General features: G+C 43.7%; 18 protein-coding genes and 1 pseudogene. 5 read left to right on the plus strand and 14 right to left on the minus strand.

Annotated features, from left to right (window positions below; translation table 11 throughout):
• Positions 1–9: 9 nt before the first annotated feature.
• The 4 genes and pseudogenes from flhF to sixA all read right to left on the minus strand — a co-directional run bounded on the left by flhF (position 10) and on the right by sixA (position 4,335).
• Complete coding sequence (flhF, locus tag BSR11_RS07810) at positions 10–1,089, minus strand: flagellar biosynthesis GTPase FlhF (RefSeq protein ID WP_422636402.1); 1,080 nt, start codon at positions 1,087–1,089, stop codon at positions 10–12.
• Positions 1,087–1,482: pseudogene (locus BSR11_RS17635) on the minus strand (flagellar biosynthesis protein FlhF); the annotation flags it as partial. The pseudogene BSR11_RS17635 and the gene flhF, both read right to left, overlap by 3 nt.
• Positions 1,483–1,512: 30 nt before the next feature.
• Entirely contained in the window at positions 1,513–3,606 is a 2,094-nt protein-coding gene (gene flhA / locus BSR11_RS07815) for a flagellar biosynthesis protein FlhA (RefSeq protein ID WP_072669855.1), read from the minus strand.
• A 261-nt stretch (positions 3,607–3,867) separates the two neighbouring features.
• Positions 3,868–4,335, minus strand: a complete 468-nt coding sequence (gene sixA / locus BSR11_RS07820; protein WP_072669856.1) for a phosphohistidine phosphatase SixA — start codon at positions 4,333–4,335, stop codon at positions 3,868–3,870.
• A 229-nt stretch (positions 4,336–4,564) separates the two neighbouring features.
• Between sixA and BSR11_RS07825 the strand changes: the two genes are divergently transcribed.
• Positions 4,565–7,342 carry an insulinase family protein gene (locus BSR11_RS07825; RefSeq protein WP_072669857.1) on the plus strand — a complete coding sequence of 926 codons (2,778 nt, stop codon included), beginning with the start codon at positions 4,565–4,567 and terminating at the stop codon, positions 7,340–7,342.
• Here the strand turns inward: BSR11_RS07825 and BSR11_RS07830 are convergent.
• Positions 7,334–7,933 carry a VOC family protein gene (locus BSR11_RS07830; protein ID WP_072669858.1) on the minus strand — a complete coding sequence of 200 codons (600 nt, stop codon included), beginning with the start codon at positions 7,931–7,933 and terminating at the stop codon, positions 7,334–7,336. The two genes, BSR11_RS07825 and BSR11_RS07830, sit on opposite strands and share 9 nt — an antisense overlap.
• Before the next feature lie 207 nt (positions 7,934–8,140).
• On the opposite strand from BSR11_RS07830, the gene argS reads away from it, so the two are divergent.
• Both argS and BSR11_RS07840 read left to right on the plus strand, forming a co-directional pair.
• Positions 8,141–9,874 (plus strand): arginine--tRNA ligase, encoded by a 1,734-nt coding sequence (gene argS / locus BSR11_RS07835; RefSeq protein ID WP_072669859.1) that lies wholly within the window; start codon positions 8,141–8,143, stop codon positions 9,872–9,874.
• A gap of 108 nt (positions 9,875–9,982) precedes the next feature.
• The gene (locus tag BSR11_RS07840; RefSeq protein ID WP_072669860.1) at positions 9,983–10,411 is read left to right on the plus strand and encodes an HIT family protein; all 429 of its coding nucleotides are present in this window, start codon (positions 9,983–9,985) and stop codon (positions 10,409–10,411) included.
• Positions 10,412–10,487: 76 nt separating this feature from the next.
• Here the strand turns inward: BSR11_RS07840 and BSR11_RS07845 are convergent, their stop codons facing one another.
• The 5 genes from BSR11_RS07845 to znuA all read right to left on the minus strand — a co-directional run bounded on the left by BSR11_RS07845 (position 10,488) and on the right by znuA (position 18,555).
• Positions 10,488–10,718 carry a FeoC-like transcriptional regulator gene (locus BSR11_RS07845; protein ID WP_072669861.1) on the minus strand — a complete coding sequence of 77 codons (231 nt, stop codon included), beginning with the start codon at positions 10,716–10,718 and terminating at the stop codon, positions 10,488–10,490.
• Positions 10,715–12,985 carry a Fe(2+) transporter permease subunit FeoB gene (gene feoB, locus BSR11_RS07850; RefSeq protein WP_072669862.1) on the minus strand — a complete coding sequence of 757 codons (2,271 nt, stop codon included), beginning with the start codon at positions 12,983–12,985 and terminating at the stop codon, positions 10,715–10,717. The genes BSR11_RS07845 and feoB overlap by 4 nt, the downstream gene beginning before the upstream one ends.
• Positions 12,985–13,212 (minus strand): FeoA family protein, encoded by a 228-nt coding sequence (locus tag BSR11_RS07855; RefSeq protein WP_072669863.1) that lies wholly within the window; start codon positions 13,210–13,212, stop codon positions 12,985–12,987. The genes feoB and BSR11_RS07855 overlap by 1 nt, the downstream gene beginning before the upstream one ends.
• Before the next feature lie 674 nt (positions 13,213–13,886).
• Positions 13,887–17,207, minus strand: coding sequence for an AraC family transcriptional regulator (locus BSR11_RS07860; RefSeq protein WP_240004054.1), 3,321 nt, complete (start codon positions 17,205–17,207; stop codon positions 13,887–13,889).
• Between the two features lie 460 nt (positions 17,208–17,667).
• On the minus strand, positions 17,668–18,555 hold the full coding sequence (znuA, locus tag BSR11_RS07865; protein ID WP_072669864.1) for a zinc ABC transporter substrate-binding protein ZnuA: 888 nt from the start codon (positions 18,553–18,555) through the stop codon (positions 17,668–17,670).
• Between the two features lie 78 nt (positions 18,556–18,633).
• Here znuA and znuC point away from each other — a divergent pair, with 78 nt between their 5' ends.
• Positions 18,634–19,419, plus strand: a complete 786-nt coding sequence (gene znuC / locus BSR11_RS07870) for a zinc ABC transporter ATP-binding protein ZnuC (RefSeq protein ID WP_072669865.1) — start codon at positions 18,634–18,636, stop codon at positions 19,417–19,419.
• On the plus strand, positions 19,412–20,200 hold the full coding sequence (gene znuB / locus BSR11_RS07875) for a zinc ABC transporter permease subunit ZnuB (RefSeq protein ID WP_072669866.1): 789 nt from the start codon (positions 19,412–19,414) through the stop codon (positions 20,198–20,200). Before znuC ends, znuB begins: the two co-directional genes overlap by 8 nt.
• 55 nt (positions 20,201–20,255) lie before the next feature.
• On the opposite strand, the gene BSR11_RS07880 is transcribed toward znuB, so the two are convergent.
• From BSR11_RS07880 to sucC, 4 genes are all read right to left on the minus strand, one after another.
• A complete protein-coding gene (locus tag BSR11_RS07880; RefSeq protein ID WP_072669867.1) occupies positions 20,256–21,674 on the minus strand; it encodes a Na+/H+ antiporter NhaC family protein in 1,419 nt (472 codons plus the stop codon).
• Positions 21,671–22,831 (minus strand): trans-sulfuration enzyme family protein, encoded by a 1,161-nt coding sequence (locus BSR11_RS07885; RefSeq protein WP_072669868.1) that lies wholly within the window; start codon positions 22,829–22,831, stop codon positions 21,671–21,673. Before BSR11_RS07885 ends, BSR11_RS07880 begins: the two co-directional genes overlap by 4 nt.
• Positions 22,832–23,166: 335 nt before the next feature.
• Entirely contained in the window at positions 23,167–24,039 is an 873-nt protein-coding gene (gene sucD / locus BSR11_RS07890) for a succinate--CoA ligase subunit alpha (RefSeq protein WP_004394800.1), read from the minus strand.
• Positions 24,039–25,205 carry an ADP-forming succinate--CoA ligase subunit beta gene (sucC, locus tag BSR11_RS07895; RefSeq protein ID WP_072669869.1) on the minus strand — a complete coding sequence of 389 codons (1,167 nt, stop codon included), beginning with the start codon at positions 25,203–25,205 and terminating at the stop codon, positions 24,039–24,041. The genes sucD and sucC overlap by 1 nt, the downstream gene beginning before the upstream one ends.
• Positions 25,206–25,268 lie beyond the last annotated feature (63 nt).

Raw genomic sequence — 25,268 nt, forward strand, 5'->3', positions numbered from 1 at the left:
GTCCGCCGCCTAGAATCTCTCTGAATCGCTATTCCAGTAATGAGGTTCATTCTCTGTCGACTTCTCTAGTAACTCATTTGCTTTTGCCACCATGTACTTTGGCTGAGCAATCACTATGTCTTCGGGTACACGCTGTCCGTTAGCAATGTAAGCTACGGGTAGCGCATTTTGAACGACAACACTGACAAACTCTCCTAAGCTCAAACACTCATCGAGCTTAGTCATAATGCACCCAGAAAGAGGAATTCTCCGAAAGTGCTCAATCGTCTCCTGTAGCACTTTACGCTGTGCTGTAGCGGGTAATACAAGGTAGCTATGGATCACTTCATCGCTCTCTTGCATTAAGGTATCCAATTGCTCAGATAGACGTACATCACGTTGCCCCATACCTGCAGTATCAACGAGGATCAAGCGTCGATTACGTAACTGATGAATTACATCGGCTAACTCTTTGGAATCTTTAGCAACTCTTACTGGACAACCCATAATTCGACCATAAATCGAGAGTTGTTCATGAGCACCAATTCGATAGGTATCAGTAGTAATTAATGCGACATTATCTGAGCCATACTCCATCGCTGCACGAGCCGCTAATTTAGCAACCGTCGTCGTTTTACCCACTCCAGTTGGACCCAGTAATGCAACGACCCCGCCGCGTTGTAAAATATCTTTTTTGACTACAGGGATTTGATCGGAGACTAAGCCGAGTAAAGCTTTCCACGCTTTCGGTGGCGGCGTTTCCTCGGGGATATAACAAGCGAGTTGATCAGCCAACTCCAAAGAAACACCCATGCGTTCCAAACGCTTAATCAGCATCGCTCGCAAAGGCTCGCGACGCTCCACTTCTTGCCACATTAATCCCGATACTTGGTGCTCAAGCAAACGTCGAATTGAGTTCATCTCTTCGCGCATACTCTCTAACTCTTGCTGAGTCAGTGTTGGTTCATTGTCTCGTTTCGGTTCGTAACGTGAAGAATCTAAACGGGGTCGTTGACGAGACGTTGGACTATCTTCGGCCATTAACTTTGCGAGCGCGCTTTCGTTCGCCAATTGTCGGTTAGGGGCCGTTTTAGCCTGGTTGCGCTGCAATAATGCTGTTAATGAGTCTTCATTTTCTGCACGATGCTCGGTATCTGGTGTTTGGCTATACTGTTTTAGCATGCTAGCAAAGCGCTGAGTCATGGAAGCACCATTGGCATTGCTGGCTTTTAAACTGACTCGATCGTCTTCCAGCTCTCTTGCGCTATGACGAGTGGATAGATTGAGCTTACGATTATCATGATGAGCTGGCGAGGCTCGATAAGATTTCGTCGCGACAGGAGCAGGGGAGGATGAAGCTGAATCCGCATCAACCGCGGCGACAATTTCGACACCTCCTGCGACTTTTTTGTTCGACATAATGACAGCTTCCGCTCCAAGCTCTTCTTTCACTTGCAGCAGCGCCATTCGCATGTCTTTCGCAAAAAATCGTTTAATTTTCAAGGCAGATATCCGTACTGTTGGTTAACGTGGTTAGTTACCCACTGCCTGTACAATTCGAATCTGTTTCTCATCCGGGATCTCTTGATAGGAGAGAACTCTGAGATTTGGAATTGTATTTTTGACAAACTTAGCTAACGTTGAACGCAAGACACCAGAAGTCAATAATACAGCGGGTTCCCCTTTAAGCTCTTGCTCTTGAGTCGCTTGGCTAAGCGCCATTTGTAAACGTTCCGCCAAACCAGGTTCAATGCCTGCGGACTCTCCGCCTGAAGCTTGCATGGTTTGATGCAATATCTGTTCCAGCTCAGGGATAAGAGTAATAACCGGCAACTCAGGTTCTATACCATTGATTTCCTGAACAATTAATCGTTTCAATGCGATACGTACTGCAGCGGTCAAAATGTCAGGTTCTTGACTCTTACCTGCATATTCAGACAAAGTTTGAACAATCGTGCGGATGTCTCGGATTGGGATCGCTTCATTGAGTAAGTTTTGCAGTACTTTAACCACTACCCCGAGTGATAATTGGTCAGGGACAAAACCATCAACCAATCTTGGTGCCGTGCGTCCAAGTAGTTCAAGTAAGTTTTGTACTTCTTCATGACCAATTAACTGTGCAGCGTTATTGGTCAGTAATTGACTCAAATGTGTCGCTAATACGGTCGAGGCATCCACTACCGTGTAACCCAGTGCTTGAGCATGCTCACGCTGCTCTTCACGTATCCACACAGCTTCTAAACCAAAGGCGGGATCGTAAGTATGTTCACCATCGATCATACCGTATACTTGGCCGGGGTTAATGGCGAGTTCTTGATCGGGTCTAATTTCGGCTTCACCAACAGCAACACCCATTAAAGTAATCCGGTAACTATTTGGTGTCAGCTCAAGGTTATCGCGAATATGTACTGGAGGAATTAAAAAACCAAAATCTTGTGACAGTTTTTTACGGACACCTTTGACACGATCCAACAACTCCCCACCTTGATCTCTATCGACCAAAGGTATCAAACGGTAACCTACTTCTAAACCAATCACATCAACAGGCTGTACATCATCCCAAGATAATTCACGTAATGTTGGGGCATCTCCGTCCGCTTTAACGGGCAACTTAGCCTCTTCTTTCTCTTTTGTTTGTTTACGTTGCAACCAGTACGCAGCGCCACCGGCTAAGGCTGCCAGTAATAAAAAAGAAAAGTGTGGCATTCCAGGCACCACGCCCATAACACCCAGTATCCCAGCGGTAATCGTTAAGGCTTTAGGATTATCAAATAACTGGAAAATGAGCTGTTCACCCATATCTTCATCGGTATTTTGTCGGGTAACCATAATGGCCGCACCGATAGAAAGCAGTAACGAGGGGATCTGCGCCACTAAACCGTCACCAATGGTCAACAGAATATAGATTTCCATCGCTTGGCTAAAACTCAAATCGTATTGGATCATGCCAATGATTAAGCCACCAACAATGTTAATAAACAGGATCAAAATACCGGCGATAGCATCACCTTTAACAAACTTTGATGCACCATCCATTGAACCATAGAAATCCGCTTCTTTCGTCACTTCAAAACGGCGAGTTCGTGCTTGCTCTTGATCAATCAGACCGGCGTTCAAATCAGCATCGATTGCCATCTGTTTACCGGGTAACGCATCAAGCGTAAAACGTGCACTTACTTCTGAAATCCGTCCAGCACCTTTGGTGACAACCATGAAGTTAATGATCATCAAAATAAGGAAGACAACCAAACCAACAGCGTAATTACCACCAATAACTACACTACCAAAGGCTTCAATCACGTTACCTGCAGCACCAGAACCTTCATGTCCATGCAATAACACCACACGAGTTGAAGCTACGTTTAAGGCTAAACGCAGTAACGTAGCGATCAATAATACGGTGGGAAACGCAGCAAAATCGAGCGGGCGACGGGTATAGACGGTTACCAGTAACACCACCATCGATAACGCAATATTAAAGGTAAAAAATAAATCGAGTAAAAACGCAGGAATGGGTAAGACCACCATGGCCAACGTGGCCAATACCATGATTGGCGCGCCAATTGCAGGGAGACTGCGTTGTGGAATCTTAGGTAATTTATGAGCAAATGGCAGCGTAAATTTCATAGGCCTGCAAATAATAAGTTAATGGAAAATTACGACAAAACGGTGTACGAGATCCTAACGAGTAGCTAAGGATGCAAGTTTTAGTCCAGCTGTGTACGTCAAGAATATGACGACCAGTAGTAAAAGCTTATCTCTCACTAACATCATATTCATTATGGACGATAAAAAAGCCGCCTAAAAACCAAGGCAGCTTTATCCCCCGATGGCTGAGAGTATCAACCTCAACTTATTGGGGTAATCGATAATGTTTATTCGCCCTAATTACGGATAGACATTCCATAATACACTGGCTTGCTTTGTCTCAGGATCAAACTCTAAACCGATAGCACCAGAAGTAGGAAACATAGGCGCAGGTACGCCTGCAACAAACTCTGCCACTAAATAACCGACCAAAGGCAAATGAGAAATAATCAATAATGTCTCGATTTGCTGCGTTTGAATCAGGGCCGTTAGATACTCAAAAACATCTTCCGCCTGACCATAAGGGGTAATATCGTCACAGGTCTCTACCTTCGACACAGAAAAACATCCCGAGATAACCTGCCAAGTTTGCTGAGCTCGTAAGTAAGGGCTGACCAATACTTTATCAAATTGATCTAACCCTGATTGTTTAGCAAACACACGCGCAACAGCCGAGGATGCAACTTTTCCTGTTTCGGTTAACGCCCGCTCTGCATCACTGTCCGCATAATGTTCAGCTTCTCCGTGACGCATAATCACAATTTTCATATCTTTACCTATTAACCTATTGTCGGCATGCTCTTTGCGCTAGGGCACATTGACCATAAGCATAATTATAACAGTCTACGGTTTAAAGACATCGATGAAGCTAACACTCTGCTAAAAAGTTGTTATCACGATGAAAATGACCGTTTGTTCAAAATTTTAATCACCGTCAATTGGCAGGCTGTTATTTCAGCGCCATACTTAATGCTCATCCCTCGTTTGGAGACCCTCTGTGCATATAAGCCCCAATGATAATCATCATTATCGTTATCTCACTTTAGATAATGGATTACGTCTGTTATTAATCCATGAACCTGATGCACAGAAATCTGCGGCAGCACTGGCGGTTCGAGTCGGTCATTTTGATGATCCTAGCGACCGACCTGGCATGGCACACTACCTAGAACACATGTTATTTCTGGGTACTGAAAAATACCCTAAAGTCGGCGAGTTTCAAAATTTTATTAGTCAGCATGGCGGCAGTAATAATGCGTGGACAGGGACTGAGCATAGCTGCTTCTTCTTCGATATCGATCCCAATGCGTTTGCTAAGGCGCTGGATCGTTTCAGTCAGTTTTTTTTAGCGCCATTATTTAATGCAGAAGCCCTAGATAAAGAACGTCAAGCGGTTGACTCTGAATTTAAGATGAAACTAAATGATGACTCCAGACGTTTATATCAAGTACACAAAGAAACCATCAATCCAGCTCATCCTTTTGCGAAATTTTCCGTCGGAAATCAACAGACATTGGCCGATAGAGACGGTGTATCAATCCGTGATGAAGTGATCGCTTTTTACCAAACGTATTACTCAGCCGATATCATGACATTAGCGATCATTGGCCCGCAATCACTTGATGAGTTGCAACGCTGGGGGACAGAAGGCTTTTCGACCATAGTCAATACTCAACAAGCCGCCAAAAACATTACTCCCCCTTTTGTTGAGCAACAACACACTGGATTATGGCTTTATGTTGAGCCATTAAAAGAAACTCGTAAGCTGATCTTAAGCTTCCCAATGCCGAGTACGGATGCCTATTATCGATATAAACCCCTCTCCTACTTTGCTCATTTACTCGGCTATGAAGGAGAAGGTAGCTTATTACTGGCACTAAGAGAGCGAAACTGGATAACCTCTCTCTCTGCTGGAGGTGGAGCCAGTGGCAGTAACTACCGAGAGTTTTCTATCAGTTGTACTTTAACCCAACAAGGTATTGAACACGTCGACGACATTGTTCAGATGCTATTCCAAACCTTGGCGCTTATTGGCCGTGAAGGACTTAATGAATGGCGCTATCTAGAAAAAAGAGCGGTACTTGAATCCGTTTTCCGCTATCAAGAAACCTCACGCCCTCTGGATATTGTCAGCCACTTAGTCATCAATATGCAGCACTATCAGCCGGAAGACATCATGTATGGTGATTACATGATGCAGGCCTATGATGAGCGCTTATTGAAAACTATTCTCAGCTATCTAGTACCAGAGAACTTGCGAGCAACCCTAATTGCCCAAGGTCTTAGCTATGATCGCAACGCACAATGGTATGGAACACCCTATGCTTGCCGTTCATTTACTCAGCAACAATTAAGTCAATACCATACTCAGACACCTCATTTCTCAGTCAAATTGCCTGAGAAAAATCCTTTTATTTGCCATCAATTAGAACCTAAACCCTTGGTTGATACTACTGATCAGCCACAGATCGTTGAAGAATTACCCGGTTTTAGATTATGGCATCAGCAAGAGGCTGAGTTTCACGTCCCTAAAGGCGTGACCTATATGGCTATTGATAGCCCTCATGCGGTGTCAAGCACCCGTAATATTGTTATGACTCGCTTATGCGTAGAGATGTTCCTAGATAGTTTAGCCACCCAAACCTATCAAGCGGAAATCGCTGGGATGAGTTATAACCTCTATGCTCATCAAGGTGGTGTTACCCTTTCCATCTCTGGTTTTAGTCAAAAACAACCGCAATTGATGAAAATGATTTTGGGTAAGTTTGCTCAACGTGATTTTCAACCAGCACGTTTTGCCACGATTAAACAACAATTAAATCGTAACTGGCGTAATGCAGCGCATGATCGTCCTATTTCACAGTTATTTAACGCGATGACAGGGTTACTTCAACCAAATAATCCCCCCTATATCGACTTACTTAATGCTCTTGACAGCATAAAACTCGAACATCTCGCCCCCTTTGTGGAATTGATTCTTTCTAAACTGCATGTTGAAATGTTCGTCTACGGGGACTGGCTCGCCCAAGAAGCGCTGGTATTGGGAGAAATGCTAAAAACAGCCTTACGAGTCAATGATCAAGCTTATCAGGAGTCATTGCGCCCACTGATAACTCTAGGCAACCATGGATCTTTTCAACACGAGGTTCATTGTAATCAGGATGATTCTGCGGTCGTGGTCTATTATCAATCGCCAGACAGTCAACCACGCAGTATTGCTTTGTATTCACTCGCTAATCATCTAATGTCAGCGACGTTTTTCCATGAAATACGTACTAAGCAACAGCTCGGTTATATGGTGGGTACTGGTAATATGCCCCTTAACCTTCATCCAGGCATTGTTCTTTACGTTCAATCCCCACACGCAGCGCCAATTGAGCTGATCAACTCAATCGATGAATTTTTAAACGCTTTTTATATGGTGTTGCTCGAATTAAACGAATATCAATGGCATAGCAGTAAAAGAGGGTTATGGAACCAAATTTCCGCGCCAGATCCGACGTTAAGAAGTCGAGCGCAACGATTATGGGTCGCCATTGGCAATAAAGACTGGACCTTTGATCAACGAGAAACCGTACTGGCAGAGCTCAAGCGACTTAGTCGCTCTGATATGATCCGCTTTGTCGTTAATCAATTAAAACCGAGAACCGCCAATCGGTTAATTATGCATACCCAAGGGCAAGGTCATCATCATGCTCCTCCTTTTACTCTTGGGCAACCGATTGATTCGATAGCAGAGTTTCAATTACGCCCTAAAGTTTATGATTTAGGCTAATCTTTCGGACTCAATCACTTGCCTTAAGCTGTAAGGATGCAGCTTAAGGCAAACTCCCTGCCATTTAAAAGCAACCGTTGGGTTTGCAAGCCGCTCCCCTTCACCTTGTGGACTGGAAAGTTTAACCTTAACTCCCAATGCCGCTAATGAATCCCAACGCTTCGCTAATTCAGGAAAGCGTTGCAAAATAGCCTGCAGATAGGCGTGTGCTGATGTGGTCTCCGCGTGAAAAACAAATTCAACGTGCTCCCATCCTTGCGTCGGGTAACACTTTCCTTCCACTGGATAAGGCAGTTCTAAACAGGCGATCGCCCTGTGCTCATAAACAATGGGCTGGCGTAAATCCAACACGATAATAGGCCGACCATTGATATTCGCCTCAGAGAGTAAAGCGCCATACTCCAACCAAGCCTGATGAGCAGCTTGAGCCAGTGGCCACTGGTTGATCCTAAGCGCGATATGATCAATCGCGAACGATGACAGGTCCATGTGTAAAATCTTGCATAATTGATGAATTTTATCCATAAAATCATCAACTTTACTTTTCATCTGCTCGGGGTGAAGTCCAGAATTGATAAGTAATTCAGACATAATAATCATCCAAAATCGGTATTTTCAGCTGATAGTATCAAGATTCCTCTTTAAAGTAGAAAAATACCTAATTTTCTCCCTATGTGCCTTCTCATAAAATTGTTATTATGAGCGGTAAATTACCAACAGAATCGAGATATGCACTCTACTACCCTGTAGTGAATAAAATGCATACCAAACCAGTTTCCAGAATCAAAGGACACGCGTGTGAATATTCAAGCACTGATTAATGATAAAGTCTCTCAGGCTCTTGAAGCCGCTGGTGCACCTGCAGGAAGTCCTGCAGCAGTACGTCAATCTGCAAAACCACAATTCGGTGATTATCAAGCGAACGGCGTAATGGGCGTCGCCAAACAGTTGGGGATGAATCCGCGAGAATTCGCACAGAAAGTGATTGATGTATTGGATCTCGATGGCATTGCCTGTAAAACCGAAATCGCAGGGCCGGGTTTTATTAATATTTTCTTAAGTGAAGATTTTCTTGCTCAGCAAGCCGAATTGGCCCTTGCTGATGCTCAGCTCGGAGTCAGTAAAGCTGAACCACAAACCATTGTCGTTGATTACTCCGCTCCTAACGTGGCAAAAGAGATGCACGTGGGCCATTTACGCTCGACAATCATCGGTGATGCCGTCGTTCGTACGCTGGAGTTTTTAGGTCATAACGTGATCCGAGCCAACCATATCGGTGACTGGGGAACTCAGTTCGGTATGTTGATTGCCAATCTTGAGCGTGTACAGCAACAGTCTGGCGAAGTCTCGATGGAGCTCTCTGATTTAGAAGCTTTCTATCGCGAATCCAAAAAACTTTATGACGAAGACGAAGAATTTGCTGCTAAGGCACGTAACTACGTGGTGAAACTGCAAAGTGGTGATGCTTTCTGCCTAGAGATGTGGAAGAAGCTGGTCGATGTGACCATGATTCAAAACCAACAAAACTATGACCGCCTCAATGTTTCATTATCGCGTGATAATGTCATGGGTGAAAGTATGTACAACGATATGCTACCGGGTATCGTCGCTGATCTAAAAGAAAAGGGCATTGCTCAAGAAGATGACGGCGCTCAAGTTGTCTTTTTAGATGAATACAAAAATAAAGATGGTGAGCCAATGGGCGTTATCATCCAGAAACGTGATGGTGGTTTCTTGTATACCACTACCGATATTGCTTGTGCGAAGTATCGTTATGAAACACTGGGCGCGGACCGTGTTCTGTACTTCATCGATTCCAGACAGCATCAGCACCTCATGCAAGCGTGGACCATCGTACGTAAAGCAGGCTATATCCCTGAGCATGTGTCACTTGAACACCACGCGTTTGGTATGATGCTAGGTAAAGATGGTCGTCCGTTTAAAACTCGTGCAGGTGGGACTGTGCGTCTTGCCGATCTACTCGATGAAGCACAAGTACGCGCTGCGGCACTGATTGAAGCGAAAAATCCAGATTTAAGCGTAGAAGAGAAAAGCAGTATTGCCACCACTGTCGCAATGGCTGCCGTAAAGTATGCCGATCTGTCAAAACATCGTACCACCGATTATATTTTCGATTGGGACAATATGTTGGCATTTGAAGGTAATACTGCGCCTTATATGCAGTACGCTTACACTCGTGTTGCCTCAATCTTTGCTAAAGCTGGTATTTCAATGGATGAACTTACTGGCCAAATCATTATTGGTGAAGAAAAAGAAAAAGCTTTGATCGCTAAACTGCTGCAGTTTGAAGAAGCGGTACAAGCCGTCGCCCGTGAAGGTCAGCCACACATCATGTGTAGTTACCTGTTTGAACTGGCTGGCCAATTCTCTAGTTTCTATGAAGCTTGTCCAATCTTGGTTGCGAGCAATGAAGAGAGCAAGCAGAGCCGCTTGAAACTTGCTGCGCTGACAGCAAAAACCATCAAACAAGGCTTGGATCTACTCGGCATTAACACTCTAGAACGAATGTAAGTAGCGAGCTTCTCGTCAACGACGAATCAATACAATATATTAAGAACAAAAGGCTGGCATTGTGCCAGCCTTTATTACATCGAACAATCGTCCAAAATGGAGGCAACGATGCCGTTTGAACTTCACCCACAACTGGCAAAAGACACCGATATCATTGGTCACTTCCCACTGTGTATTGCGTTATTACATAAAGAATCGGCGGTACCTTGGGTGATCCTAGTACCGAAGCGAGAGCATCTGAAAGAGCTTCATCATCTGCCCATGCCCGAACAACAGCAATTTTTATTGGAATCTCAAGCCGTCAGCCAAGCACTTGAGGCGTTGTTTCAGCCCGATAAAATTAATCTCGGAGCACTTGGTAATATCGTGCCCCAATTACACATCCATCATATTGCGCGCTTTACCAGTGATTGCGCTTGGCCGGGACCAGTATGGGGAAATACCCAAGGGCAGCAGCGCGACGCCGATGAGCAACAAGCAATGCTAACTCGTTTACAAGGTATCTTAGCGCTGAGCCACTTATTCTCAAAAGCTTAACGTTAAGCCTTCATTGACAAAAAAGCCGTACATGTACAGTACGGCTTTTTATTTCATTAATGGTAGGGTTAATCCGTCACATCGTAACCGTCATCGATAAGCCATTAACTCGGTTTAGGCAATAACGAACACGAGTCACATAATTAGCTGCATTAGTATCGATTAAGCGTGAAATTGTCCCTTTTTTTATCCACACGTCCAGCATGGCATCAACACCATCTTCACTTAAAGCAAAACGTTGCGCGAGCTCTTTACGAGTCACAAACTCTTGTTGTTCAATGCATTGCTTTAGTTCAGATAAAATCATGCTATTTGCACCTGTAGCGATCTCGATTCACGCCCCACTTTCTTAAGCCAATAATAAATCGCTAGTGATAAGCTAATGATACCGACAATCCATAATGAACTAGTTACAGGATGATCATTAAAATGGGTCGCCTGATAAAAGAGTGCAGCAGCACCGTATGCTAAGCCCATCGTCCAAACTGCAATAAACCTTGCGTATTTAGCGCCGAACTCTCGAACATAGGCACCCATTGCTGCCACGCAAGGCGTATATAGCAAAATGAAAATTAAGTAAGAAAAGGCCGCGTAACCACTTACAAAGTGATGTTGTAAATTACCAAAAATTGAAGCGTCGACTTCTTGCTCTTCCGCTAATGCACCTGTATCGGATAAATCACCCACTTCAATACCCAAAGGATCAGCAAAGTTAAGACCCATTAAGTTTTCAGGAATCGATAATACCGCTTCTTGTAAACTGGCCCATAAATCGTACTCTTCATCTTCACTATCAACCGAGGTGTAAAGGTTATTCAGCGTGCCGACAACCGCTTCTTTAGCAAAAATACCTGTAATGATCCCAACCGTTGCAGGCCAGTTATCTTGATTAATACCAATCGGAGAGAATAAAGGAGTGACTACCTGAGCGGCACTAGACAACACTGAGTTATCGCTGTCTTCATTACCAAATGAGCCATCCGTACCAAGTGAATTTAAAAAGCTCAGAATGGTCACAACGATAACAATCGTTTTCCCCGCGCCAAGCACAAAACGTTTCAATTTTTGCCAAGTTTTGATCAGTACGTTTTGTAACGTCGGCAATTCATAATCAGGCATCTCCATTAGCAAACTATCGCTAGACCCTGGGTACAAGGTTTTTTTCAATACCCAGCCAGTAAAAATGGCCGCAACAATACCGAGCAGATAGAGAGCAAAGACGATATTTTGGCCACTTTGTGGGAAAAATGCCGCAGCAAATAAAGCATAAACAGGTAAACGAGCACCACACGACATAAAAGGCGCCATCGCGGCGGCCAGCTTACGTTCACGCTCTTGATCTAAAGTACGCGTCGCCATTATCGCTGGTACGTTGCAACCAAAGCCAAGTACAAGTGGTACAAAAGCTTTACCTGGCAAGCCTATTTTTTGCATCACTTTATCCAATACAAAAGCGGCGCGAGACATATAGCCTGAACTCTCTAAAATGGCTAAAAATAGATATAAACAGGCGATCACAGGAATAAAGGTAGCGACGGTTTGAATACCACCACCAAGACCATCAGCAATTAAGGTTACTAACCAAATAGGCAGATGATCATCGAGCAAATAATGACCACCATCAACCAAGAGAGCCCCTACCCCAATATCAAAGAAGTCGATAAATGCACTGCCAATGTTAATGGAAAACATAAACATCAAGTACATGACGACAAAAAAGAAAGGCACGCCAATCCATTTGTTTAAGATAATTTGGTCAGCTTTTTCAGTAAAACTGTGGCTAAGTTTACCTTCACTGCGGCGGACCTGCTGGCAACAGTGATGTAAAAATGTGTATTTTACGTCGGCGACATGCAAATCAATATCAAACTCACACCCTCGCTGTACACTGATCACGTTTAAGCGTTCTGATTCTGGTAACCCATTGATCACCATAAGATCATTTTCTAACGCCCTTATCGCTAGAGAACGGGCCGAGACTTCTTGTTGAGCAAATAGTGGCAATAAGGTACTGATCGCTTGCTCAAACGGTAGACCATAGTCCAACTCCAACTGTTTCAGCGCAATGCCTTGTACCACTTTTTTATGCAACTGTTGCTTGAAGCTAGTAACTTGCTGTTTATTATTGGCAGAGAGTGCTAATACTGGACAGCCCAACACTTGTTCTAATTTTTTAACATCAATGGTTTGTCGCTCACGCTTAAGCGCATCCATTTTATTTAACACCACCACCATTGGGCGGCCCAACTCGCGTAGCTGCAGCGTCATATACAAGCTTCGCTCTAAGCTGGTAACATCGACAACATTGATAATTACGTCCGCAGGGTGAGTCAGGACGGCTCGAGAGGCGATCGATTCATCGATACTATTGCTATCATTGCCACTGTCTAGCGCATAAATACCTGGTAAGTCGGTAATATAAAATTCATCACCTGAGTGTGTGTAACGCCCCGTCTTTTTCTCAACCGTGACTCCCGCCCAGTTACCAACCTGCTGTCTTGCTCCAGTCAATCCGTTAAATAGGGTTGTTTTACCGCTATTAGGATTACCTACGGTTAAAATTTGATATTGCATTAGGCTTTCTCCACCTCAACCGCAGCAGCGATGCTCTCTCGAACGGCCATCGATACCCCTCGAACTTCAATTTGTAAAGGATCGCCCATCGGTGCACGACGGATTAATGTGACTAACGTATTAGGTAATACACCCATTACCATTAATTTTTTACGCACGTCGACCGACAGTTCATTCAATGCCGTGATGAGTCCGGACTCACCCGCTTTTAATTCAGACAATTTCATTAAGGGCCACACAAACAATATTGTTAATGAGAAGGATTGCTATTACTGGATAATACTCGGTAAATAAAGGGCAATCATTGTGTGAAATCAAAGATTGCATAAATTGACATCTTCTCATGACCACATCATCAACCGCCAAGATTGTTATTTCCGCTAAAAAATGACTCGTTAAAAACGTCAAAATCATTTTCTTGTTATAAGACAATTCCTACAATTCACACTATAAACAGTCAAAATAAAAAATATAATCGATAAAAAACAATGCGATAGAATGAAAAAATTAAAAATGGCGCTTTTGTTAGGTGAGTTTGGCGTTAATTTTATAAGCAAAAAAAGCGGAAGTTATTATAGTCAACTGGTCAGCGGGAATTGACCCGAAGATAGAACTCCAGAGGTGATATGGCACTGCCCATATCACTCCGGCAGCAAGCGAAGGTGTCATTGACACCCGTGGTATAGTCCCCCGGCTATACCACGATATTTTTTTCATCGACCGCTCAACTACTTTTCTCGATCAACTTCTGAGTAATATTCTCCTTAAAAAATCACTCCATACGACTCAACGTTGGCTTAAGTAATACACAAACGATAACGCAATCAACGAGAATGGTTCTGCTTAGCCCAAAAGCCAGTGCGGTCAATACGACGTAATACTCCGTCGCTATTGGTTTCGGTTATTGTGACTCTTCCGCAAACTGAGAGGGCGATAATCCATATTGATGTTTAAAACGTTGACTAAAATACGATGGGTCGTTAAACCCACACAAAAAAGCAACTTGAGAGACTTTTCCACCACTCATCAATAAACTACAGGCTTGCTCTAAACGATATTCCGTTAAATATTCTTTAAACGTTTTGCCCGTTAGGGACTTCATCCGCCGCTGTAGACTACGCTCCGATAGATACATTTTTTTAGCGATATCAGAGGTCGTAAATTCAGGATCAGCATAACACTCAGCAACAACATAATTGAGTTTTCGTAGCCATTCCAACTCATTATTACTCTGCAGTTTTGATGATAATTCCGACGTTTGTGCCGATTCTATAGGGATAACTTGTGGCCACATCAACTCGATTAAGTTTCGCTCACTGGAGGAGTGAATCGATAAATTTCCACCAGATAGCGCCACCAGTTCATTAAGGAGAAATTGAACATTACCATTAGAAATCACCATCAGTTTATCCAGCAAAACAGATGTAGAACCATAATCTTTGATGATCACGACAACATGCCCCTCACGTTCAATTGTCTCGATAATCAATGTCTGATGAGCATACAAACGCTTTAACGCATCCGATAATAAGGCGTTAAAAATCACATCTAATCCCGCTTGTTTAACCAGTACATCAGGCAATATATCACTCGGTTGATAATCAATCTTAACATTGGCTCGTTCAAATTCACCGTGCCAACTATGGAGTACAGTCTCAAGTACCAAAGATAATGAACAACTGATGGTCATCGACTCACCAGATGAATTAAAGGCGCTGATTTGTACTATCTGATCCGTGAGTTGTTCAATCAACAATGACATTTCAGATGAATGATGTGGGTGAGTCTGAACGGCTAACTGTTTAAGTAGTTGCTGGTTTTGACTTTGCCAACGCTCCAACCACAAGTGACGGATCTGTATCTGTTTACGTAATAACAAGTTATGGCTGAGTAACATCTTACTTTGCTGTTGCAACTGACGGGTTTTATCAGCAATCTGCTGCTTAAGCTCCTGATTCACTCGGTCCATTACTCGTGATCGCCACCCGGTCAGTAATCCGCCAGCCAACAATACACTCGCAACATAGCCAGCCATCGCCCAATAGGAAAAATACCACGGTTTTAATACTTGAAAATTTAATGTTTGATCAACTCTATCTTCTCCAATATGTCGCAGCGATAGGGTGTAGTGACCGGGTAAAAGATGATTCAGCGTGAGCTGTGGACCTTCAAACCTTTGCCATGGCTCATGATTGAGACTGAATTCTAATGCCTGCCCTCTTGCATCGGGTAATGCACCAAATTGAAAGCTGATGGCTTGTCCATAGGTCACTCGCAAAGGCGATAAATTAGCCCCACCAATCTGTATCGGTTGGTAGTTGACACTGACTTGGCTAAAAATGAGCGAAGAATGAGGCGGCTCGGCATTAGCCAGGGATGTCGTTTGAATCGCCAGAAGGCCAAACATTGACGAAAATAGTATCTGCTCTTGAGTATAAGACGCGGAGCAGACACCGCTTTCTAACTCATTATTGACTAAGCCATGAGGAGAGCCAAAATGTTTATTAATTGAGCCGTCATCATGATAGAGAGTCAGGCCTTTAGAAGAGGCTAACCATATTCCTTGCGGGCTACTGACTATACATTTAAGACGAATATTCTCTTCAATCAACGGCACAGTGAATAACGATAGCTGATCAGCCAAACGTCGAAATACCCCTCGTTCGCTGACAAACCATACTTCCCCCGTTGCCGTTTCCGTTATAGCTAAATTGGTACCATAATCAGCCGTTCGTTTGTCATAAGTAATTTGACTGTTTTTTAAGACATAAACACCATGCCGAGTACCGATTAATAAGCCATGTTCACGACTACTATACAAAGCTGTGACGGCTAAGTCTTGCTTATTATCCAATAACCAATTGTGACCAAAATCCGTGTAATGCTGCGAATCGGGATGATAAGACCAAAGCTGATTGTTTGAGACCCCCCATAATCGCCCCTCATTATCGATCGTTAAATGTTGAATCGATGAATGGCGTAAAATAAAGGGGAGCATATTTGACAAGTCACGATGTTGTTTGAATGAACGTAATCTCAAGCCTTGTTCAGTGGCAATCCACAGTCGATCATCCAACAATAGGGCATCGTTCACCACTCCTGAGTAAACCCGTGATTTTTTACCCTGCTGTTCCCCATCAAATAGATACAAACCATCCTGAGTTATCATTAAATATTGGTTACTACTTGGTATGGGACGTAAGCGTTTCAGTTTGCTATTGAGACGTTCATGAGTAATATCATCGGCTAAATAACGCGTAAAATTTTGACTAAAAAGAGAAAAGTAGCGCACACCTTGATCTGTGGCAATCCAAATTCCGCCATGTTGATCATTGGCGAGTGCGTAGATTCGACCTTCAGGTAAGCCATAAGGCCCCTGCTCGTTACTGATCAATTGGGTCGTTTTCTCCGTCGCTAAAGAATAGACAAATAATCCTTTATCACTACCAATCCAATACTCACCTTCGGCTTCAATGATCGCAAATACTTGACCATCACCTATTTTTTTTAATGGGTATTCAGAGTGAAAAATATCAATCAATAGAGCTCCTTCATGAGTACCTACTAATAGATGATTTTTTTTGGGAGAAAAATAGAGCGTCTGGACTGGATTTTTTCCAGACGGACGAATATGTGAAAAGGCTTGAGCCTCAGAGATATACGTACCGACATTGGTGGCTAACACCCACTTATAATGCACCAATTCAGCGTCATTAATGTGCACTTGGCTAGCTTGATTAAGCTGATACAGTTTCGCTAATGAGTAAATTTTGAGTTGCTTGGTTTGTAAATGATAAGTATAAAAATGCGCCCCATCACTGAGCCAAATGTAACCATTTGAAGCACCAATTTTTTCTATTAATATTCCTGGAGTTAAGCTCAGCACTAATTCTGACTCAGCACCGGGCCGTGTTTGGTACAGTTCATTATCGATAAAAGTCCAAAAACGCCCTTGTGCGTAGGTGAGTTGCTGCTGCTTATCACGAAACAGAGAGCCTTGCTTAGGTAGCATCGTTTGCCCATCAAAAAACATGACTTTTCCGTGCACATCATGAATCCATAGCCCACCTTCATCACCAAGAAATAAATTTTGTGCAATGAAAGTTTTCCCTTGAGCAAGTGTTGGTAATGGATAAAACACCGCTGGTGCGCTATCTCGCGCGTAAGCAGGTAAAATACTCCAACTAAAAATAGAGAATATAAGCAGAATTATGTGCTGCAAAATGCGTCCTTTACTGAATCATAGGCTAGCAACCCAATACAACACGGTCAGGTTATTTCTCAAAGAAAATTAATTAACCAAGACGGCTAAACCACCGTTCAATTAATCACAACTGAACCACGACCTTGTCATTGTGGGATTGGTACTTTGGTGTGTTGATTTCGGCATATGTCGCGACAAAAATCATCAATACCAAGAAAAGTAATCGGCATTTTATACCTAACACATGGTAATAAACAGATTTCGACTACTGATATGAAGCGTAATTAACGCCCAACTTCGAAAAGTGCGAGATCAGTAAGCCTCTCTGAGTAAAATGGGAGGATATAAGTGTAAAAAAGAAGGAAGGTAACGAGGAACCCCACTCACCAAGGCGATTGAGTCCCGAAGTTAAAAACACATACAATAATAAGCAGAAGCTGCGAGGTAAACCTCAGCAGCCCCTCACCACCAGCCATCGCTATTGAGACAAACAACTATAAAAACTATTGGATAACTGGTCTAAAAACTTAAAGTAACTCCCTGACTGTACTGGTATATTCGAGCCGAGGGGGTCAAGTACGCCAATATGAACGTGACTACCACGGACAACGGTTTCAATTACCGCAGGTTGAAATTGTGGCTCTGAGAAAACACATTTAACTTGATTATCGGTTAATGAACGACGGATGCTTATCAAGGTTTTAGCGCCCGGTTTACGCTCAGGGCTTACGGTAAAATGACCAATATTATTTAAACCATAGCGCTGCTCAAAATAAGCGTACGCATCATGAAAAACATAATATGATTCAGCTTTGACCGCCGCTAACTGAGTAGCGATCGCTTGATCAGTACTATCAAGTTGCTTCAAAAAGCGAGCTAAATTAGCTTCATATTGTGGACGATGATCAGGATCCATCTCGCCTAAACGCTGCGTGATTGCCTGAGCCACTTGTTTGACTTGCACAACTCCAAGCCAAAAATGAGGGTCATGAGTGCCATGATTATGCCCATCATGATCGTGATGATGATGTTCATCTTCTCCATAGGCACGAAGCTCTAAATTAGGGATCTGGCTGAGGGTCAACACATTAGGATGTTGACTTAAAGAACGCGCTAAGAAAGGTTCAAGATCAGGACCAAACCAAATCACTAATGAAGCTTCACGAATCCGCTTTACATCTGAAGGACGCAGGGCATAATCGTGCGGCGACGCATTCGCAGACAACAATACATCCGGTTGACTGACATTTTCAGTGAGCTCATGAGTAATCATTTGAATCGGTTTAATACTGGTCAAAATGCCACTCGCCCATCCCGATAAGGGAAAAGCAATGAGTAAAGTGCACAATGTAAATCGAGAGAGCATGGTAATTTCCTGCTGGTAGCGTTGATAACTGCGAAATGTTACATTATAACATCACCCAATTGCAAACGAGTTTCTTTCATGTCAACACTCATTGAAATGCATGACATCTGTGTTGAGTTCAATCAGCGCCGAGTTCTGGATAAGATTAGCCTGTCTCTGTCCAGAGGTAAAATAACCACTTTAATTGGCCCGAATGGCGCGGGAAAATCGACGTTAGTTCGTGTGCTACTTGGTTTACATCAACAAAACTCTGGAACCCTTTCGCGAGATAAACATCTTAAGATTGGTTATGTTCCACAAAAATTAAAGTTAAACGATACCTTACCACTTAGCGTAAGTCGCTTTCTTCGTTTAGCCGGAAAATACAGTCAACAAGAACAATTAGACGCATTGCGCTTAGTCGGTGCTGAGCATCTTCTTCATCACGATATGCATAAATTATCTGGTGGCGAGAATCAGCGAGTGCTACTAGCACGAGCTTTATTACAGCGTCCTGATTTGCTTGTACTTGATGAACCCGCTCAAGGTGTCGATGTTCAAGGACAAATTGACTTGTATGATCTTATCGACACCATTCGCTTACGTTTCAACTGCGCTGTTTTTATGGTGTCACACGATTTGCATTTGGTCATGGCCAAAACCGATGAAGTGATCTGTTTACATCACCATATTTGTTGTTCTGGTTCCCCAGCCGATATTTCTCAGCATCCGAGTTATCTGGCACTGTTTGGCCATCGTAGTAAAGAAACTCTCGCTTTTTATCAACACAAACATCAGCATCATCATGACTTAGCTGGGCAACCCGTTAAAGGTGATGCTCAAGCCTGTTCACATCATTCACACGGTCATCATCACTATGATTGAGTTTTTACTTCCTTCTATCGCTGCCGGAATTGGCATCGCGATTATTGCCGGGCCGCTTGGCTCTTTTGTCGTTTGGCGACGTATGGCGTATTTTGGTGATACTCTCGCCCACGCGTCATTGCTTGGTTTGGCGCTCGGTTTTCTCCTCGATATCAACCTCTATTTTGCCCTGCTCGTCTGTAGCCTAAGTCTAGCGGTGATCTTAGTGACCATGCAACGCCAGCAATTGATTGCGACCGATACCTTATTGGGAATTCTAGCCCATAGCTCTCTGTCATTAGGTCTGATTGCCGTGAGTTTTCTCGACAATGTCCGTATTGATTTGATGAGCTATTTGTTTGGTGATCTACTGGCCGTCAGTCCCGCAGATTTATGGTTTATCTGGAGTGGTGTTGCAGCGGTCAGTCTCGCCGTGTATCTCTTTTGGCGTCCACTACTTTCCAGTAGCGTGAATGAAGAGTTGGCCAGTGTTGAAGGGGTCAATATTGAATTAATGCGTCTGGTATTGATGCTACTGATTGGCTTAGTCATTGCTGTCGGCATGAAGTTTGTTGGTGCGTTAATTATGACTTCATTGATGATTATTCCAGCAGCCACAGCTAGACGTATCGCCAAGACACCAGAACAAATGGCGTTATTAGCTTCACTGATCGGCATCATTTCCGTCTTGATTGGCATCAGCTTGTCATGGCGATTCGATACTCCGGCAGGCCCTTCAGTGGTCATCAGTGCAACCATGATGTTTATACTCAGCCAAATGGTTAACCGCCGTTCTGTTTAAGCGCCTCTGCCTAACGTCAGTATAAAGGCCTGTTTAAACAGGCCTTTATTTTATCTTACCAACTACCTAAAATTGCAAATATGAGGCAGCTTATCAAGCCTACCACGAGGATATAAGGAAACTGTGTACGGATATGGTCAATATGATCATTGCCCGTTGCCATCGAAGATACAATGCCAGTATCACTGATCGGTGAGGTCATATCACCAAAAATAGCCCCTGATATTGCAGCACCAATCAATAAATGTGGATCGAGATCGGCTGCCACGCCGACTTGAATCCCTATCGGAATCATGATCGCAAATGTTCCCCATGAAGTCCCTGTCGCCAAAGACATCACCGCTGCAATCAGAAATACGAATGCTGCCGAAAGTCCAGCCGGTAACACGCCATCAATTAATTGGGTGATGTATTGTCCGGTTTGCAGATCGGCTGATAGGTCACCAACCAAAAAAGCTAAAGACATAATGGCACCCAATGGGATCATATCCGAATAGCCAGCGAGTAAATGACGGAAAAAAGCATCCAATGATAAAACTCGGGTTCCAACAAAATAAATCAGCGAAATAAAAGTGCCCGCCATGACCGCCCAAAAGACAGCCGTAGAACCAGAGCCAGAGGTAAGATTGCCATTTCCAGTAACCCATAATCCAAACGGCACCATAAGGATGATCGTTAACAACGGCACGATAAAATAGCTTGGTTTACCATTTGCAATAATGGGTTCAACCTGCTGATCACCGGCAATCGGCAAAGCACCTTCTCTTAATACTCGACCTTGTCGCGCCCTTTTATCAGCCTTAGCCATTGGCCCCCAGCCCACGCCCGAAAAAATATAAAACAGCACAGCAAGTAATGATAACCAAGCCATTAAGTTATAGGGCATTGAGGCAAGTAAGATAGAGAAAGACTCTCCCTCTAAATAACCTCGGCTTATTTGAACACCAATGATTGCCATCATTGCAGCGCCCCAGCCATTGATCATCACCGTGGAACAGGTAGCTACACATGAAGATTGAATCACATAAGCCATTTTCTCACGCGACACTCGATAATGATCGGCTAAATCTCTACTGACCGTTCCTGCCGACATGAGAGAAATTGAGCTTTCAATAAAAATGATCATGCTGGTTAACATCGCTAACAACTGTACCGCGATAGGACTTTTGACCAGTTGGGATCGCTCCGTTAAGCTATGAATGATCGCTTGCGTACCGCCGGTAATCTGAATCAAACGAATAATCCCCCCGACCATAAAACAAAATAAAATGGTGCGAGTATTACCTGCATTGGCAAATACCTTAATATAACTGTCTAGAGTATCAGCAATGCCCGTCAATGGATTGAAACCAGCAATCACCGTGTACCCAACAACAGCGCCAATCAATAGCGATAAAATTACTTGTCGAGTCAGCACCGCCAAGGCTATCGTCACTAGTGGAGTTAATAATGTCCAAACGCCATAATCACTCATATGGCTTCCGCCGAAAGTGCACTGAGTAAATCAGCAATCAAGTCATCGCTATCTTCAATTCCGACCGATAAACGAAATGTGGTATCAAAAATTCCCATCGCTTGGCGCTCTGCTTCACTCATTGAGCCGTGCGACATAGAGGCGGAATGATTGATCATGCTTTCCACCCCTCCTAATGATTCCGCTAAAATAAAGTAACGCAATCGGCTTAAGAAACGTTGGCTATCTGTGCGATTACCTTGGAGCTGAATGGTAACAACCGCCCCTCCAGAGCGCATTTGCGATTGGCATAATGCATAGTGAGGGTGTGTTGCTAAGCCAGGATAATACACCGCTGCAATCGCAGGATGATCACTCAGCGCTTGTGCGACTTTCAATGCATTATCACACTGACGCTGCATACGTAAATCGAGTGTTTTTAAACCACGTAAAGCAAGGTAAGCATCAAAAGGTGATGCGATGGCACCGACGGTTGTTTTAGCAAAATCAATCCGTTTCGCTAGCTCAGGATCAGCCGTAATCAACGCGCCGCCAATCATATCCGAGTGACCACCAATGTATTTACTGGTGGATAGCATCACCAGATCGGCACCGAGGGTTAATGGTGTCTGGTTCCAAGCAGTAGCAAAGGTGTTATCAACACAAGTCAAGATACTGTGGCGACGGGCAAATGCACAAACTTTCTGAATATCCACCAATTCTAGTAATGGATTGGTCGGCGTTTCTATCCAAATCATCGCGGTATTGTCTTGTATTACCGATTCAATAGCAGCCAGATCATTCAAATCCACATAATCAACCGTTAAGCCATTATTCTGTTTACGTAGCTTGTCAAATAAGCGGTGTGTACCACCATACACACCACGCATGGCAATAATGTGTGCATTTTGAGTTAACAGTTCAAGGGCTAAGGATGTCGCTGCCATACCAGACGCCGTCGCTGTCACATAAGTTCCTTGCTCTAATACTGCTAATGCACTTTCGTAAGCATAACGCGTGGGATTAGCGACTCGCGAATAGCCATAATCAGCAGACTGTTCGAGATCGGTTTGAATAAAGCTACTTGCGGTATAAATCGGTGGAAAGGCGGCATTATGACCAGCATCATGCTGATCGCCGCCATGGACTGCCAGAGTGGCAAAATTTGGTTTTTTCATGATTTCATCCACATAACATTTGATGAGTGTTCAAACATGCATTATTCAACAATGCAAAGAAGACGCTGAATTTGCCTTATCTGGAGATTTATTTTTGATAATGATAAGGCTTTTTTTCAAAATGAGACAAGAAGTAACATTGTATTACTTTATGATTGGATACCAAAAATAGAATTCGCTTCTATGTTATGCCCTTTCAACAAGAGCAGCAGTGGAATTGATTGACATTTCGATCTGGATTTGGGCTCTAGGAGTAACAAGGCCTAAACTTCATAACAAAAAAGCCTCCATAAATTGGAGGCTTTCGAGATAAGAAACTCATTTTTATCCGCGTATTACCAACCGGTAACTTCACGCAAAGCTTGCCCGATATCCGCCAGACTTTTCACGGTTTTCACGCCTGCCGATTCTAGTGCCGCAAATTTCTCTTCTGCGGTACCTTTACCACCAGAAATGATCGCACCAGCATGGCCCATACGCTTACCAGGAGGTGCCGTCACACCAGCAATATAGGAAACAACAGGCTTAGTCACATGCTGTTTAATAAACGCAGCCGCTTCTTCTTCCGCTGTACCACCGATTTCACCGATCATCACAATCGCTTCGGTTTCAGGATCGTCTTGGAACAGTTTTAGAATATCAATAAAGTTAGAGCCAGGAATTGGGTCACCACCGATACCAACACAAGTTGATTGACCAAAACCTTCATCGGTGGTCTGCTTAACCGCTTCATAAGTTAAAGTACCTGAGCGAGAGACAATGCCCACTTTGCCTTTCTTATGAATGTGTCCTGGCATGATACCAATCTTACATTCATCAGGGGTGATCACCCCAGGGCAGTTTGGACCGATCATCCGTACTCCGGTTTGCTCCAACTTGACCTTAACATCAATCATATCGATTGTCGGAATACCTTCGGTAATGGTCACGATCAGCTCAATACCAGCATCAATGGCTTCTAAAATCGCGTCTTTACAAAATGGCGCAGGTACATAAATCACTGTCGCTGTGGCACCGGTCGCTTCAACCGCTTCACGTACAGTATTAAACACAGGCAAACCAAGATGAGTTTGACCGCCTTTACCCGGAGAAACACCACCCACCATTTGGGTACCATAAGCTAATGCTTGTTCAGAATGGAAAGTACCTTGACCACCCGTAAATCCTTGGCAAATGACTTTGGTGTCTTTGTTAATTAATACCGACATTATTTGCCCTCCGCAGCAGCAACAACTTTACGCGCAGCGTCAGTCAACGACTCTGCTGCAATGATATCTAAACCCGATTTTGCCAACACATCACGACCAAGTTCAGCGTTAGTACCTTCAAGACGAACAACCACTGGCACTTCAACATCGACTTCTTTCACCGCGCCAATAATCCCTTCGGCAATCATGTCACAGCGTACAATACCACCGAAAATATTCACCAATACCGCTTTAACATTGTCATCTGACAAAATGATCTTAAACGCTTCAGCCACACGCTCTTTCGTTGCGCCACCACCAACGTCTAAGAAGTTCGCAGGTTTGCCGCCGTGTAAGTTAACAATATCCATGGTACCCATCGCTAGGCCAGCACCATTAACCATGCATCCCACATTGCCATCAAGAGCGACGTAGTTTAATTCCCACTGCGCAGCATGAGCTTCACGAGCATCTTCTTGGCTAGCATCGTGCATTTCACGCAGTTTAGGCTGACGGTATAAGGCATTCGAATCGATATTGATTTTACCATCGAGGCACAATAGATTACCGTCACCGGTAATCACTAATGGGTTTATCTCTAGTAGAGCAAGATCATACTGCGTAAACATCTCACTTAAACCCATGAAGATTTTAACAAACTGCTTAATTTGATCGCCTTGTAGACCAAGCTTAAACGCCAGTTCACGTCCTTGGTATGCTTGCGCACCGACTAATGGATCGATCGCCGCTTTATGGATAAGCTCTGGCGTTTCTTCTGCGACTTTCTCGATTTCTACTCCGCCTTCCGTTGAAGCCATAAACACAATTTTACGTGTTGCACGGTCAACAACAGCGCCCAAGTAAAGCTCATTCGCGATACTGGAAGCTTCTTCAACCAAAATTTTAGAGACAGGCTGACCGTTAGCGTCGGTTTGATAAGTAACAAGGTTTTTACCAAGCCACTTTTGGGCAAAAGCTTTCACTGCATCTTTACTTTCATGCAGCTCGACACCGCCCGCTTTACCACGCCCACCAGCGTGAACCTGACATTTTACGACTTTCTTTACTGTACTAATCCGTCCAGCAGCTTCAAACGCTTCTTGCGGAGTATCACAGGCATAACCTTCTGGGACTGGCAAACCGAATTCAGCAAATAGCTGTTTTGCTTGGTATTCATGCAAATTCATTGTGTTATTCCATTTATGTATTTTTATTCCATAGAGCCCAATACATGGTTGGACTTTACGTCT

Source organism: Vibrio injensis, from assembly GCF_001895205.1.
GTDB lineage: Bacteria > Pseudomonadota > Gammaproteobacteria > Enterobacterales > Vibrionaceae > Vibrio > Vibrio injensis.

What these genes read in the sequence shown, in the direction of transcription:
- feoB (WP_072669862.1), bottom strand. Translation starts at nt 12,985, where the DNA reads ATGCAATATCAAATTTTAACCGTAGGTAATCCTAATAGCGGTAAAACA.
- sixA (WP_072669856.1), bottom strand. Translation starts at nt 4,335, where the DNA reads ATGAAAATTGTGATTATGCGTCACGGAGAAGCTGAACATTATGCGGAC.
- BSR11_RS07845 (WP_072669861.1), bottom strand. Translation starts at nt 10,718, where the DNA reads ATGATTTTATCTGAACTAAAGCAATGCATTGAACAACAAGAGTTTGTG.
- znuC (WP_072669865.1), top strand. Translation starts at nt 18,634, where the DNA reads ATGTCAACACTCATTGAAATGCATGACATCTGTGTTGAGTTCAATCAG.
- znuA (WP_072669864.1), bottom strand. Translation starts at nt 18,555, where the DNA reads ATGCTCTCTCGATTTACATTGTGCACTTTACTCATTGCTTTTCCCTTA.
- BSR11_RS07885 (WP_072669868.1), bottom strand. Translation starts at nt 22,831, where the DNA reads ATGAAAAAACCAAATTTTGCCACTCTGGCAGTCCATGGCGGCGATCAG.
- BSR11_RS07855 (WP_072669863.1), bottom strand. Translation starts at nt 13,212, where the DNA reads ATGAAATTGTCTGAATTAAAAGCGGGTGAGTCCGGACTCATCACGGCA.
- sucD (WP_004394800.1), bottom strand. Translation starts at nt 24,039, where the DNA reads ATGTCGGTATTAATTAACAAAGACACCAAAGTCATTTGCCAAGGATTT.
- BSR11_RS07830 (WP_072669858.1), bottom strand. Translation starts at nt 7,933, where the DNA reads ATGTCTGAATTACTTATCAATTCTGGACTTCACCCCGAGCAGATGAAA.
- znuB (WP_072669866.1), top strand. Translation starts at nt 19,412, where the DNA reads ATGATTGAGTTTTTACTTCCTTCTATCGCTGCCGGAATTGGCATCGCG.
- BSR11_RS07880 (WP_072669867.1), bottom strand. Translation starts at nt 21,674, where the DNA reads ATGAGTGATTATGGCGTTTGGACATTATTAACTCCACTAGTGACGATA.
- sucC (WP_072669869.1), bottom strand. Translation starts at nt 25,205, where the DNA reads ATGAATTTGCATGAATACCAAGCAAAACAGCTATTTGCTGAATTCGGT.
- BSR11_RS07840 (WP_072669860.1), top strand. Translation starts at nt 9,983, where the DNA reads ATGCCGTTTGAACTTCACCCACAACTGGCAAAAGACACCGATATCATT.
- flhA (WP_072669855.1), bottom strand. Translation starts at nt 3,606, where the DNA reads ATGAAATTTACGCTGCCATTTGCTCATAAATTACCTAAGATTCCACAA.